The organism is Caballeronia sp. LZ001 (assembly GCF_031450875.1).
Taxonomy (GTDB): domain Bacteria; phylum Pseudomonadota; class Gammaproteobacteria; order Burkholderiales; family Burkholderiaceae; genus Caballeronia.
The window spans coordinates 3030295-3044826 of sequence record NZ_JARTVX010000004.1 but is presented as its reverse complement, the minus strand read 5'-3'; the positions used below and the strand labels follow the sequence as shown (position 1 = coordinate 3044826).

Sequence of the window (14532 nt, the reverse complement as noted above, 5' to 3'; positions counted from 1 at the left end):
TCACTTAGTCCCAAGGAACAACGCCGAACGGCAGAAGGTCATCATGAAGTTCGAAACTTATCCGCTTTCCCGAACGCAGGCGCGTGCGGCGAAGCAAACCGCCGCGGCACGCAATCTGTGCGCGGTCTTTCGACTGGACAGCGTTCCCGACAGCGCGCGACTGACGCGCGCGGTGGCGTGCGTGGCGCGGCACTCGCAACCGTTGCGCTGGCGCGTGATCCACGGCGACGATGGTCCGCGCTATCTGCTGCATGAAATCGGGTTGGCAGAACTCGAAGTCGTCGATATCGACGATGCCGATGAAGCCAGCGCATCCTCCATCATTCAGATGCTGTGCGCACGTCCGCTTCGGATAGACGCCGGCGCGCCTTGGGCGCTCACGTTGTTGCGCGGCGCATCTCGCGGCTATCTGGTCTTCGCCTGCCATCCCGCGCTGCTGGACCGCTTCTCATTGCAGCCGTTGTTCGCGGCGATCTCGCGCTCGTACGCGGGCGAGACGCTCGCAGGCGAGCTTTCGCTGGATCAGCGCGGCGTGCTCGTTGCGGAGCGCGCGTCGATGGAAGCGGAGCAATGGCGCGGCGATCTCGCGTTCTGGGTTCGGCAACTGGCCGATGGCGAATTCGCCTGGCAGCCGCCGCGCGTGGAAGGCGCGCCCGGCGAAGCGAGCTTTACGATGGCGCTCGGCGCCGCTACGAGTGGAGCGTTGCGTGAACAGGCCCGCGTGCTCGGACTGAGTATCGAATTTCTGCTGCAGAGTTGCCTGCATGTGCTGCTGCAGAAGATGTCGCGACAGTCGGCGGTGATTACGGCGCATCATCGGCGCGGGCGGGAGCAGTCATACGAGACGATGGGGCACGACGAGCGTCTGCGCTTCATCTGCAGCGAGTTCGACGACGCCATGACGTTGCGCCAGTATGTGCATCATGCGGCGTCGCAATTGGCGATGGCGGATTTCCACGGCAACATTCCCGCAGGCGATATCTTCGACGAACTCAAGCGCCTGCGTCCGGAATACGAACGCGCGACCACCGTGCTGTGCGAGCGCGATCATCTGCCGCATGACGCGCTCGTTCTCGGCGGCGCTCGCGGCGTGCTGCTCACGCGCTTCTGCCGCCGGCCCGAACGGCAGGACGTGGCGATCTATCTGCACGTGAGCGAGGACATCACGCTGCATGTGCAATTGCATCATCCGCAAGCTTCGAACGGCCTTTCCATCGCCCTCGAACACTACGCGGCATTGTTGTCGGGACTCGCGGTACAACTCGATACGCCTGTCGGCGAGCTCGGTTTCGACACCGCATCGCTCGATGCGCGCCGTCGCGCGTGGTCGCATGGCGCGCCGCTTGCATCGCCGCCGCGCGATGTGCTTGCGTGCATCGACGAGATGGTGCGAACTCAGCCGGATGCGCCAGCGCTGAGTGGCCCCGATGCGCGTTTCACCTACGCGGAACTGGCGGAAGCATCGGCGCGTATCGCGGACGCGCTTGCGCCCCACGCGAAGGCCAATGGTCTTGTCGGCGTATGCGTGTCGCGCGGTGCGCGAGTCGTGGCGGCCATGGTCGGCGTGCTGGCGGCCGGCGCGGGATATGTTCCGCTTGATCCGTTGATGCCCGAAGAGCGGCTGCGTTTCATGGCCGAGGATGCGCAACTGTGCGCCGTGATCGCGGACACCGCGACGCAAGCGCGAGTGCGCGCCGCATTCGATTGCCCGGCGCTGCTCATCGAAGACATGTTTGATACACCGAGCGGCGGGCCATCGGCGCTGTTTCGCGGGACCGATCCGTCGCACGCTGCGTATGTCATCTACACCTCCGGCACGACGGGCAGGCCGAAGGGCGTCGTGATCGAGCGCGGCATGCTCGCGCACATGATCGCGTCGCTCGAAGGCCGTTACGCACGCAATCCGGGCACGCTCTGGCTGCAGTTCGCATCCGTCAATTTCGACGCCAGTGTCTTCGAGATTTTCAATCCGCTCGCACATGGCGGACAACTCGTGGTTGCACCGGACTCGGTTCGCGCCGATCCCGCCGCGCTGTTCGACTTTCTCGAGCAATCGCGCATCACGCACGCATTTCTGCCGCCGGCCGTCTTGCGCTTGCTGCCGCGCCGCCCGTTGCCGGACCTCGACACGATCATGTGCGGCGGCGAAGCAAGCGACGACGACACCGTGCGCTTCTGGTCCTCGGTCGTGCGCTTGTCCAACATCTACGGCCCGACCGAGGCGACCGTGCTCTGCACGGAGAACACCTTCGGCGACCAGAAGCTCGCCAATCAACTGGGCCGCCCGCTGCCCGGCTACGCCATTCATTTGCTCGATGCCAACGGGCGCGGCGTGCCGCTCGGCGGTATCGGCGAGCTATGCATTGGCGGAGAGTCGGTGGCGCGCGGGTATTTGCGTCGTCCGGAAATGACGGCGGAAAAGTTCATCGATGACGCAAACGCAAACGAAGGCCGGCTGTATCGCTCCGGCGACCTTGGCCGCTTCCTTCCCAATGGAGAGATAGAGTTCCTCGGCCGCAGCGACTTTCAGGTGAAGGTGCGCGGTTATCGGATCGAGATCGCCGAGGTCGAGCATGTGATCGCGACGCAGCCGGAAGTCAGCGCGGTGTGTATCGGCACGCACAGGCATCAGGGCAGCAACGCGCTGGTCGCCTGGTACACGGCGAACGGGCTCGCCGCCGCCGAGCTGCGTCAGCGGCTGGAGACGCTTTTGCCGGCCTATATGGTTCCCGCGTTCATCGTGCCGATTGCACATTGGCCGCTCACCTTGAACGGCAAGATCGATCGCGCGCGCTTGCCCGCGCCTTCGACGCCCTCATCGCAAGCGAGCGCACGCCAGTTCGATTCGCTCGAATGCGCTGTGCAATCGGCGTGGGCCGCGACGCTTGACGTGACGCCGGATGCCATCGACGAAAGCAGTCACTTCTTCGAGGCAGGCGGCCATTCGTTGCTGGCGACGCTGGCTTGCGGACGTATTGGCGCGGCGCTCGGCGTGAACGTGAAGCCCGGCCTTCTGCTTGCCCATCCCGGTTTCGATGCGTTCTGCCACGCCCTGCGCAATACGCTCGATGGCGACGACGCTCTGACGCCCTTGCTTCACGATGCACGAGCCGCGCCGAGCGTCGCGATAACGAGCGGCATCGTCGAGGCGCTGTTTCATCGCGCGCGCATCGACCGGACTGACAACGCGTACAACATTGTCGTGCGCGCCGACTTCTCGCGCGAAGTGAATCCACTCGAACTGCATGCGGCGCTCAAACGGCTTTTCTCGCGCGATTCGCTCTTCAGTTCCACCCTCGCGGATGCTCACGGTGAACTGCGTCTAATTTCGGTGGCGTCTCGCGACTCCGCGCTCATTCCGATCCAAAGCGCCACGGCGGAGACGATCCGCGCGCACATCGACGCATGGACCACGGCAGCGATTCATCCGGACGCAGCGCCTTGCTGGCGCGCGCACATGCTGCTCGATGCCGAAAGCGGCGTGAGCACGGTCCTTATCGGCGTCCATCACGCGCTGTTCGACGGCTGGTCGCTCAAGCTTCTGCTCGATGAACTCGCGGCGCATTACGAAGGTAAGCCGTTTGCGCAGCGCACGCCGAACTGGTTCGACTACTGCGCGTGGATGCATGAGATAGCGAAAACGCCGGCGCATGCGCGCGCACGAAACTACTGGACGAACAAGCTGCGGGGCACGCCACTGCGCCTCGAATTGCCATTCGATTTCACCACGCGCCACGCCAACACGAACCGCATCGTTCCCGTTCACCTCACGCGAGAACGCGCCGACAAGCTGCGCCGTATCGCGCAGGATCGAGGCACGACGCTATCGCCCGTGCTGTTCGCGCTGCACCTCGCCTGGCTATGGCGCCTGAGCGGGCAGCCGACGATTGTGAGCGGCTACCCTCAGGCGGGCCGCGACATTCCCGGCAGCGAGAACGTCTACGGCATGCTCGTGTCGATGGCCGTGATGAAAGTGCGCATCGATCCGCGTCAGAGTTTCGGCGAACTCGTCTCGGCCGTGCACGCGCAAATGCTCGAAGACCGCGATCATCTGCTCGCCACGCCTTACGAGGCCGGCATCGAAGATATCGGCGCGCTCAACACGCTGTTCAGCTTGCAAAGCGGCATCGACTTGCAGGCGCGCATCGGCGCTGGCAGCGTCAGCGTGGAGGAGTTGCCGACGAAGACCTCGAAGGCCGATATTTCCGTGATCCTTTACGCGAATCAGCAAGGGGAAATCGATGGCCGTATCGAATACGATGGTTCGCTCTTCGAAGCGCGCTCGGCCCACGCAATGAAAGACGTGCTGGACACCCTCATCGACGCCGCCGCGAATCAGCCTTCCGCGCTCGTCGGTGAGTTCGCCTATCTGAGCGATGCGCAACGCGCGCTCATCACGGGCTTTTCGCACGGCGCGCCGCTCGACGACGCGGCTTCGTCGATACCGGCGCGCTTCGCATCGATAGCGTCGCGCTTTGCCGATCGCGAAGCCATTCGCTTCGAGAACGAAACACTGCGCTATGACGAACTCGACGCTCTGAGCGAGCGCATTGCCGGCGGCTTGCTGGAACGCGTGACGGAGGGCTCGTGCGTCGGTCTGGCGATGGCGAAGGGCCCGCTTCTCGTCGCCGCGATTCTGGGCGTGCTCAAGGCCGGTTGCGCTTATGTGCCGCTCGACCCTTCCTATCCCGCCGAGCGTCTCACGCACTTCGCAACCAACTGCGCGCTTACCGCATGTATCGCCGATGCAGACGGCCGCGCCGGCCTCGAAGCCGCGCAACTCTCGCATCTCACCTTTCTCGATGCCGACATGCTCGCGCGAGCCGTCCCGCGCGCGCGCCCGGATGTATCGCCCGATGCACTCGCTTACGTCATCCACACCTCCGGCTCGACGGGCAAACCGAAGGGCGTGCTGATCGAACATCACAGCGTCGCGCGCATGGTCGCGGGCGCGGCGACGGCGCTCGGTTATGCGGCTGGCTGCATCAGCACCCTCGTGGCATCGACGAATTTCGACGCCAGCGTGCTCGAAATTTTCCTGGCGCTTCTGAATGGCGGCACGCTCGTCATCGCCCCCGAAGCGGCGCGGCGCGACCCCGAAGTCCTGCACGGCCTGCTCGAGCGCGAAAGCGTGACGCACGCCATTCTCGCGCCGGTGCTGTTGCAAGGCTTGCCGAAGAGGCCGTTGCCTGCCATGCAGATGCTTGCGTTCGGCGGCGATACCCTCGACGAAACCGCCGCGCGCTGGTGGTCCGGCCAGACGCGCCTCTTCACGCTCTATGGCCCAACCGAAGCCACGGTGATGGCAACCTGCGGCCAGATCGCGCCCGATGGCCGCGTGCGCGTGCTTGGCAAGCCGCTGCCCGGCTATGACGTCTATCTGCTCGACGCGCAGTCGCAACGCGTGCCGGTGGGCTCCATCGGCGAGATTTGTATCGGCGGGGCGAATCTCGCGCGCGGCTATCGCAACGAATCGACACTGACCATGCGCCGCTTCGTTGCCGATCCGTTCGCGCGCAAGCCCTATGCACGGATGTATAAGACCGGCGACCTCGGCCGCTATCTCGCGGATGGCGAAATCGAGTACTTCGGCCGCAACGACGAACAGATCAAGCTGCGGGGTTTTCGGATCGAGCTGGGCGAAATCGAGAACGAGCTTGCCAGCGTGCCGGGCGTGGAGAGCGTGGCCTGCGCGATGCGCGGCGAAGGCGAGCAACGCTACATCGCGGCTTATTACGTGCTGCAAGCGGATGCGTACGTCGATGAAGACAGGCTGCGCGCGCAGGTTGCGGCCGCGTTGCCGGATTACATGGCGCCCGCGCGCTATACCGAGCTTACGGCTCTGCCCGTTTCGGGTTCCGGCAAGATCGATCGCCGAGCGCTGCCCGAGCCGGCGGCACGATCGAGCGGCGCACCGCCGCGCGCGGGAGTAGAAGCGGACATCGCCGCGATCTGGTGTGCGCTGCTCCATCTCGATACCGTCAGCCGCGAAGACGACTTCTTTCATCTCGGCGGCAACTCCATTCTCGCAATGCGCATGCATGCGCGCGTGCGCGCCGAGACGGGCATCGATTTCGCGATTCCGGCGTTTTATCGCGCGCCGACCATCGCGGCTCTCGCCAATGGCGATGGTTACGACGACATCGCCCGCGCCGTCGCGGACGCCGCCTTGCCGCTCGCGGCGCCCGACGTTGCGCTGCCGCCGTGGCACGAGAAAAACGGCGCGCGCATCGGCAGCGTCGTTCTGACGGGCGCGAGCGGGTTTATCGGTATTCATTTGCTGGCCGAACTGAGCCGTCGGACCGACACGATCTTCTGTCTTCAACGCTGCGCCGATCCCGCAGCGGGCCTTGCGCGTCTTGTCGATGAAGCGCGTGCAGCCGGTCTGGCAATCGATTTTTCGCGCGTGCAGGTGCTGTGCGCCGATCTCGGGCGGCCGCGTCTCGGTCTGTCCGATGCCGACTGGCAGCAGCTCGCCGAGCGTGCGGATGCAATCCTGCATTGCGGCGCGCTCGTACATCATCTGCACGGTTACGGCAGTTTGAAGGCCGCGAACGTGGGCGGCACCGAGGCGTTGCTGCAACTGGCGTTATCGGTGCGCATGAAGCCGTTGTGCTTCCTTTCGACCATGTCCGTGCCGATGATGCAACAAGGCGCGACACGCGTCGAAGAGCGTATCGACGGCGCGAGGCCGCAGTCCGACAACGGCTATTTGCTTGGCAAATGGGTCGGCGAGCAGCGCGTGCTGGCGTATAGCCGCGCATACGGCTTGCCGGCCACGGTCGTGCGCGTGGGCAACGTCACGGGGCACGGGGAGAGCGGCTATAGCAACTATCGGCATAACCACTTTTGGCTCTTCAATCAGGGATGCATTCAGATGGGCGCGTATCCTGCCACGGGGCAGCCCGTGGAAATGACGCCGGTCGATTTGCTCGCCCGCGCCGTATGCGCGCTGGCGCTGCATCCGCGAGATGGATTGCATGTGGCAAATCTGCAGAACCCGGAGCGTATTGAACAGGCGGAATGGTTCGATGCGCTCGCCAGGCAAGGTCTGCGCGCGAATCCGGAAACGCCGGAAGCGTGGAAGCAGCGCCTCGCGACGATAGACCCGACTAACGGTCTGGCGCTTCTCCGTGATTTCTACACGGGCGACCTCGACTGGCACGACATGCCGGTCGAACAGATCGGCACGATCAGCCGGCTCGCGCGGTTCGATGTGAGTCTTACAATCGACCGTGCGCGGTTGATGCGCGTCTATGTGCGGTATTTGCGCAATGAAGGCTTCATGCCGATCGAGGCAAAAACCATGTGAGGCCGGCGCTGCCGTCTCCTTCAAGCAAGACGGCAGCGCCGCTACGGTTTTCGCATTCAATACCCTCGCGAAAAATCCACGATACCGCCAATGGTTTCCCCGCGCGACAGCGCCTTGATCTTCGCCGCGATCTGCACGATGCTCTCCTCGCGCAACGTCTCCGCCGAGATATGCGGCGTGACCGACACGCGCGGATGCTTCCAGAACGGATGCTCCTTGGCCAACGGCTCGACATGAAACACATCGAGCGTCGCGGCGGCGAGCTGGCCGCTATCGAGGGCGGCGAGAAGGTCGTCATCGACGAGATGCGGACCGCGCGCCACGTTCACGAGATAAGCACCGCGCGCGAGCTTCGAAAAAGTGCGCGCGTTGAGAATGCCTTCGGTGTCCGGTGTATGCGGCAGCAAGTTGACGAGCACGTGCACGCCATCTAGAAACGCATCGAAGCGCTCGGGACCCGCATAAACCTCGACACCTTCTATTGTCTTCGCCGTGCGGCTGTAGCCTCGCACCGGCACGCCGAGCTCGAGAAGCCCGCGCGCCACTTCACCACCGAGAACGCCGAGACCCAGCACACCCACCGTGAACGATGCGCGCGCATGCTGCGTGAGTTTCCGCCAGCGTCCCTCCCTTTGCAGCGCTTCGTATTCGTCGAAGCGGCGCAGGTAGCGCAGAACGGCATACGTCGAATACTCGACCATTTGTTGCGCCATGCCGGTGTCTTCCAGACGCACGAGCGTGGCGTTCGGCGGCAACGTGCCGGGTTCCTTGCGCTCGACATCGAGGATTGCATCGACGCCCGCGCCGAGATTGAAGATGGCCTTCAATTCCGGCCGGTTCGCGAAGAGTTCGCGCGGCGCGCGCCAGACGATGGCGTAATCGGCGGGCGCGGTGTCGCCAGGCTGCCAGATGCGCAGATCGGCGTCCGGCAGTTCGCGGCGCAAACCGCCGAGCCATGCGTCGGTGTCCGCGTGCTTTTCGTAGAAGATAATTTTCAACGTCCGCCTCCGTCGTTCGATCCACCCATTCTAAAGGGTGCAAAAGCGTGCGGCTGCATCCGCGAGCATATCGACATGACGATTGATTCGTTCGTCCTTGCCGCGCGCCACGCGAAAATGCAAGGTGAACAATGTCAGCGAGAACCGCACATGACGACCAGCAATCGAACACCGCGCCCCGCGCTGCTGACGGTGCCCGGCTTGCACGGCAGCGAGGGCGCGCACTGGCAAAGCTGGCTCGAGCATCAGTATGCCGATACATCGCGTGTCGAACAGGCAGACTGGGACGCACCGCATCTCGACATCTGGGCAAACGCCGTGCTCGCGCAACTCGCGACCATTCGCCGTCCTGTCGTGCTTGCCGCGCATAGCTTCGGCTGTCTCGCGACGGCGCACGCGCTCGCGCAGAATCGGACCGATGCCGAAGTCGTCGGCGTATTGTTCGTCGCGCCCGCGAGCCCGGAGAAGTTCCGTTTCGCCGGTCACTTCGAGCCGACGCGTCTTGCCGTGCCTTCCATTCTCGTCGGCAGCGAAACCGATCCGTGGATGCCGCTCGACCACGCGCGCGATCTTGCAGCACGGCTTTCGAGCGCGTTCGTGAATCTCGGCGATGCCGGTCATATCAACACGGCGGCGGGTTTCGGTCCGTGGCCGCGCGCGAAATATCTCATCGACACGCTGGCTCAATATGCTTACCCTGCTGAAAGTTTCGCGGGCGAAGTCTCCTTGCACGAGCACGCGTATGGCTGATGCGCCCGGTTTCATCGACGAACTTGAACCATCCGGCCGCCATCGCGCGGCCTTTCTTTTGCAATCGCATTCTTGAGGACGATATGGCGGGATACAGTAAGCGCGTGCTGATGGCAGCCGCGGCGCTCTATATGACGGCGGGCATCGCGCATGCCGATACTTCGTTGCTCAACGTTTCCTACGACGTGACGCGCGAACTGTACAAGGACATCGATACGGCGTTCATCGCCGACTACAAAAGCCGCGCGGGCGAAACGGTGACGGTGAAGCAGTCGCATGGGGCATCGAGCGCGCAGGCGCTGTCGGTGCTTCAGGGACTGCAAGCCGATGTCGTGACGATGAATCAGCCCAACGACATCGACCTGCTTGCCGAACGCGGTCAACTCGTTCCGGCCAACTGGCGCACGCGTCTTCCGAACGGCAGCGCGCCCTACACGACGACCATGGTGTTTCTCGTGCGAAAGGGCAATCCGAAGAACATCAAGGACTGGAGCGATCTCGCGCGGCCGGGCGTGCAAGTGATCATCGCGAATCCGAAGACTTCGGGTAATGGCCGCTACACGTATCTCGCGGCGTGGGGCTACAAGAAGCAGCAGGGCGCAACGGATGCGCAGGCGCTGGACTTCGAGAAAGCGATCCTCGCCAACGTGCCGACGCTTGACACCGGTGGGCGCGGTGCGACCACGACCTTCACGCAGCGCAATATCGGCGACGTGCTCGTGACTTTCGAGAACGAAGTCGGACTGATCGAAGCAGGCGTCGGCGCGAAGGACTTCGATGCGGTGTATCCGTCATCGAGCCTGTTGGCGGAGCCGCCGGTTTCCATCGTCGACAAGGTGGTGGACAAGCGCGGCACGCGCAAGGAAGCGCAGGCGTACGTGGACTTTCTTTACACGCCGCAAGCGCAGGAGATCATCGCGCAGCATCATTTGCGGCCGCGTAACGCGGAGGTGCTGACCAAGCATGCAAGCGAGTTCAAGCCGCTCAAGACGTTCACGGTGGAGCAGATCTTCGGTAGCTGGCAGAAGGCGCAGCAAACCCATTTCGCCGATGGCGGGACTTTCGATCAGGTGGTCGAGAAGAAATAACCGAAAGGGCTCGCCACGCGCGAGCCCTTTTCTTTTACTCTCCGCTCAGTTCGAGCAGCCGCGTTCTTCCGCGCTGACGTTCTGCGCCGATTCCGCGCGCATTCCCAGACGCTCGATCAGCTTGCGGTCCGCTTCGGCTTGCGGGTTGCTCGTCGTGAGCAACTGATCGCCGTAGAAGATCGAGTTCGCGCCCGCCGCGAAACAAAGCGCCTGCAACGCTTCATCCATCTGCTCGCGTCCGGCCGAAAGACGGACCATCGCCTTGGGCATGGTGATACGCGCCACCGCGATCGTGCGCACGAACTCGAAGGGATCGAGCGGCGCGGTGCCCGTGAGCGGCGTTCCGGCCACTTGCACGAGATTGTTGATCGGCACCGACTCCGGATACGGCTCCATGTTGGCGAGCTGCGAAATCAAACCGGCGCGTTCACGCCGCGATTCGCCCATGCCGACAATCCCGCCGCAGCACACGTTGATGCCCACATCGCGCACGCGTTCGAGCGTATCGAGCCGATCCTGGTACGTGCGCGTCGAAATGATCTGGCCGTAGAACTCGGGCGACGTATCGAGATTGTGGTTGTAGTAATCGAGGCCGGCATCGCGCAAGCCTTCTGCCTGATGCGGCTCCAGCATCCCAAGCGTCACGCAGGTTTCCAGTCCCATTGCCTTGACGCCGCGAATCATGTCCTTGATCGGCTCAAGATGGCGATCCTTCGGATTGCGCCACGCCGCGCCCATGCAAAAGCGCGTCGCGCCGTTGGCCTTGGCGGCTTCGGCGGCCTTCAGCACTTCATCCACGGCCATCAGCTTGTCGGCTTGCAGGCCAGTGTCGTGATGCACGGACTGCGGACAGTACGCGCAATCTTCCTCGCAGCCGCCGGTCTTGATCGACAGAAGCGTGGAAAGCTGTACCGCGTTCGGATCGAAATGTTCGCGATGCACCGTTTGCGCGCGATACAGCAGGTCGTTGAACGGCAGGTCGTAAAGCGCGACGATATCGGCGACTTTCCAGCGCGCCTGCGCGGGCGTTTGCGTCGGCGCGGAGGTTTGCGCGGCAGTTTGCAACGATGCGTTGGCAGTGATGGTCTGCGTCATGAATTCAGTCCTTGAGTAAAAGCCGGTCGAGCAGAAGGCGCGTGTCGAGATGATCGGCGGCGCGCGCGGCGTCGGATGGCGCGAAATGCGGAATCACGCCGATGAGCGGTGCATCGAGCCGGTGTTGCAGCGAATGAATGTTTTCTTCCGGATAAAGCATGTGCGGATCGACGCGATTCGCCACCCAGCCCGCGATGCGCAAGCCGCGCGACGTGATCGCCTCGGCGGTCAGCAACGCATGGCTGATGCAGCCGAGCCGCATGCCGACCACGAGCACGACCGGCAGCTTCAGCGCGACGGCGAGATCCGCGGTGTCATGGGTATCGTCTAGCGGCACGCGAAAGCCGCCCACGCCTTCCACGACGACGATATCCGCATGATCGCACGCCACGCGATGCGCCTCTACGATGCGCCCGATATCCAGCGCAATGCCTTCACGCGCGGCGGCGATATGCGGCGCAATCGGCTCGCGCATCATGAACGGCGTGCGAATGGCGGGCGGCAGCGCGACGTTGGCGGCGGCATCGAGTTGATCGGCGTCTTCGTTATGCAGCACGCCGTCACGTTCGATTGCGCCGGACGCGATGGGTTTCATCGCGGCGGCGCGCAAGTTCGCGCGCGCGAAGCCATGCAACAGCGCGCACGAGACGAAGGTCTTGCCGATCTCCGTATCGGTGCCGGCGACGAATAGCGATAAAGCGGTCATGTCGTTTCTTTACTGAGCGTGCCAAGTGCTTCGTCGAGTCGGGCGAGGTCGTCGTCGCCATGCGCGGCCGATAACGAAATGCGCAAGCGCGATGTCCCCGCAGGCACGGTCGGCGGCCGGATCGCGGGAACCCAGAGCCCTCGTTTGTCGAGCGCGGCGGCGAGCGCGAGCGTTTCGTCGTTGCCGCCGATGACGAGCGGCTGCACCGCCGTCTTCGATTCGACCGGCAACCAGCGTGTGCGTTTCAACATGCCGCGCGTCGTTTCGATGAGCGATGCCAGATGCTTGCGTCGCGCATCGCCGTCTTCGCTGCCGATCAACCCGATGCTCGCGGATACGGCGTGCGCCACGGCAGGCGGCGACGCGGTCGTGAAGATATAAGGCCGCGCGCGCTGGACCAGCCATTCGATGACCGTCTCGCTTGCCGCGACGAACGCGCCGGAAACGCCCGCCGCCTTGCCTAGCGTGCCGACATAGACGAGATGCGGCGAGCGCAGCGCGAATTGCGCGAGCGCGCCGCGACCTTGCGGACCGAGCACGCCGAAGCCGTGGGCATCGTCGACGACGAGCCACGCACCGTATTTCTCCGCGAGTTCCACGAGACTTTGCAACGGCGCGATATCGCCGTCCATGCTGAACACGGTATCCGTCACGATGAGCTTCGTCGTCGCGTCCGCTTGCGATGCATCGAGCATGGCGTCGAGCGCTTCCATGTCGGCGTGCGGATAAATTTGCACCTGCGCGCGCGAGAGCCTGACGCCATCGATCAGCGACGCATGATTCAGCGCGTCGGAGAACACCATCGTGCCGCGTCCGGCGAGCGTCGAGAGCACGGCGAGATTGGCCATGTAACCGGTGCTGAAGTAAAGCGCGCGCGGGTTGTCGACGAAGCCGCCGGAAAACGCGGCGAGATCGTCTTCGAGTTGCGCGTGGGCGCGCGAATGGCCGCCCAGCAGATGCGAGCCGCCGCTGCCTGCGCCATACAGCGACGCGCCTTCGGCAAGCGCTTCCCGCAGCGCTTCGTGGGCGGCGAGACCGAGATAGTCGTTGCTCGCGAAGCCGATCATCGCGCGGCCATCGACGGTCATATGGGCCGAACACGCGCTGTCGATGGTTCTGCGACGGCGGCGCAAACCGCGCGCGTCGATATCGGAGAGTCCTTGCTGCAGCGTTTCGTAGAGCGCTTTCGATGTATCGCTCATGCGGTGGCCTCGGCGGCGGCCAGCGTGGCATCGAGCGTTTCGCGCGTGCGCCTGGCGAGCAGCGCGAGTTCGTCGTCGGTGAGCACGTATGGCGGCATCAGATAAACCGTCTTGCCGATAGGACGCAGCAACAGTTCGCGCCGCAGCCCCAACTCGAAGAAGCGACGCGAGAACGCGCGATCTTCGGTGACGACATCGAACGCGAAGATCGTGCCGCGCTCGCGCAGATTGCGCACGCGTTCATGCTTCACGAGCGGCTGCAAGGCCTCGCGCAAAAGCGCGGCTTTGCGGCGATTCTCCGCGAGCACGTTGGCGCTTTCGAACAGATCGAGCGTCGCGAGCGCGGCGCGGCATGCAAGCGGATTGCCCGTGTACGAATGCGAATGCAGAAAGCCGCGCGTAACGTCGTCATCGTAGAAAGCGGCGTAGATGTCATCGCGCGTGAGCACGATGGAAAGCGGCAGATAACCGCCGCTGATGCCCTTCGACAAGCACACGAAGTCCGGCCAGATGCCCGCTTGCTCGCACGCGAAGAAGGTGCCGGTGCGGCCGCAGCCGACCGCGATCTCATCGGCGATCAAATGCACGCCGTGTTCATCGCACAGGGCGCGCAAGCGGGTGAGATACGACGCGTCGTACATCGCCATGCCGGCCGCGCATTGCACAAGCGGCTCGACGATCACGGCGGCGAGATGCGCGGCGCGTTGTTCGAAGAGCGCGCGCATGGCGTCGATGGCTTGGTCTTCGCCGCTCGCCGCCGGCGATGCGACCACATGCGCGTGGCGGATCAGCGGATTGTATGCGTCCTTGAAGAGCGCGACATCGGTCACGCCGAGCGCGCCGATGGTTTCGCCGTGATAGCTGTTCGCCATGCACACGAACTCGCGCTTTTCACTTTGCCCACGGTTGCGCCAGAAGTGAAAGCTCATCTTCAACGCGATCTCGACGGCGGACGCGCCATCGGACGCAAAAAAAGCATGACCGAGCGTGTGCCGTGTGAGCGCGGACAGCCGTTCGGCCAGTTCGACGGCGGGCGCATGCGTGCAGCCCGCGAGCATCGCGTGTTCGAGCGTATCGAGCTGATCCTTGAGCGCGCGGTTGATGTCGGGATTCGCGTGGCCGAACAGATTGACCCACCACGAACTGATGGCGTCGAGATAGCGGTTGCCCGCCGGGTCGTAGAGCCACGCGCCCTTGCCGCGCGCGATGGGCACGAGCGGCATGCGCTCGTGGTGTTTCATCTGAGTGCACGGGTGCCACACCGCGGCGAGCGAGCGCGCGACCCAGTCCTGATTGTCTTCTGTGCTCAAAAACGGCTCCCAGGCGGCGCATGGCGCCAGCCGGATACATCGGGCAAGCCGCGAGGGCCTGCGCTATTCGA

8 protein-coding genes are annotated in these 14532 nt (G+C 64.0%); 3 read left to right on the top strand and 5 right to left on the bottom strand.

Annotated elements, in window-relative coordinates; genetic code table 11:
* Positions 1 to 43: 43 nt before the first annotated feature.
* On the top strand, positions 44 to 7312 hold the full coding sequence (locus P9292_RS25120; protein WP_309961755.1) for a non-ribosomal peptide synthetase: 7269 nt from the start codon (positions 44 to 46) through the stop codon (positions 7310 to 7312).
* A 56-nt stretch (positions 7313 to 7368) separates the two neighbouring features.
* On the opposite strand, the gene P9292_RS25115 is transcribed toward P9292_RS25120, so the two are convergent.
* The gene (locus tag P9292_RS25115; protein WP_309961753.1) at positions 7369 to 8310 is read right to left on the bottom strand and encodes a glyoxylate/hydroxypyruvate reductase A; all 942 of its coding nucleotides are present in this window, start codon (positions 8308 to 8310) and stop codon (positions 7369 to 7371) included.
* Between the two features lie 150 nt (positions 8311 to 8460).
* On the opposite strand from P9292_RS25115, the gene P9292_RS25110 reads away from it, so the two are divergent.
* Both P9292_RS25110 and P9292_RS25105 read left to right on the top strand, forming a co-directional pair.
* Positions 8461 to 9060, top strand: coding sequence for an alpha/beta hydrolase (locus P9292_RS25110; RefSeq protein ID WP_309961751.1), 600 nt, complete (start codon positions 8461 to 8463; stop codon positions 9058 to 9060).
* A gap of 110 nt (positions 9061 to 9170) precedes the next feature.
* Positions 9171 to 10148: a sulfate ABC transporter substrate-binding protein gene (locus P9292_RS25105; RefSeq protein WP_409015413.1), complete on the top strand. Its 978-nt coding sequence runs from the start codon at positions 9171 to 9173 to the stop codon at positions 10146 to 10148.
* A gap of 45 nt (positions 10149 to 10193) precedes the next feature.
* On the opposite strand, the gene bioB is transcribed toward P9292_RS25105, so the two are convergent.
* Genes bioB through P9292_RS25085 form a run of 4 tightly spaced genes read right to left on the bottom strand, consistent with a single transcriptional unit; the run spans position 10194 to position 14461 of the window.
* Complete coding sequence (gene bioB / locus P9292_RS25100; RefSeq protein WP_244826783.1) at positions 10194 to 11243, bottom strand: biotin synthase BioB; 1050 nt, start codon at positions 11241 to 11243, stop codon at positions 10194 to 10196.
* A gap of 4 nt (positions 11244 to 11247) precedes the next feature.
* Complete coding sequence (bioD, locus tag P9292_RS25095; protein ID WP_309961747.1) at positions 11248 to 11949, bottom strand: dethiobiotin synthase; 702 nt, start codon at positions 11947 to 11949, stop codon at positions 11248 to 11250.
* A complete protein-coding gene (bioF, locus tag P9292_RS25090) occupies positions 11946 to 13151 on the bottom strand; it encodes an 8-amino-7-oxononanoate synthase (protein WP_309961745.1) in 1206 nt (401 codons plus the stop codon). The genes bioD and bioF overlap by 4 nt, the downstream gene beginning before the upstream one ends.
* Positions 13148 to 14461, bottom strand: coding sequence for an adenosylmethionine--8-amino-7-oxononanoate transaminase (locus tag P9292_RS25085; protein WP_309961744.1), 1314 nt, complete (start codon positions 14459 to 14461; stop codon positions 13148 to 13150). Before P9292_RS25085 ends, bioF begins: the two co-directional genes overlap by 4 nt.
* Positions 14462 to 14532: the final 71 nt, after the last annotated feature.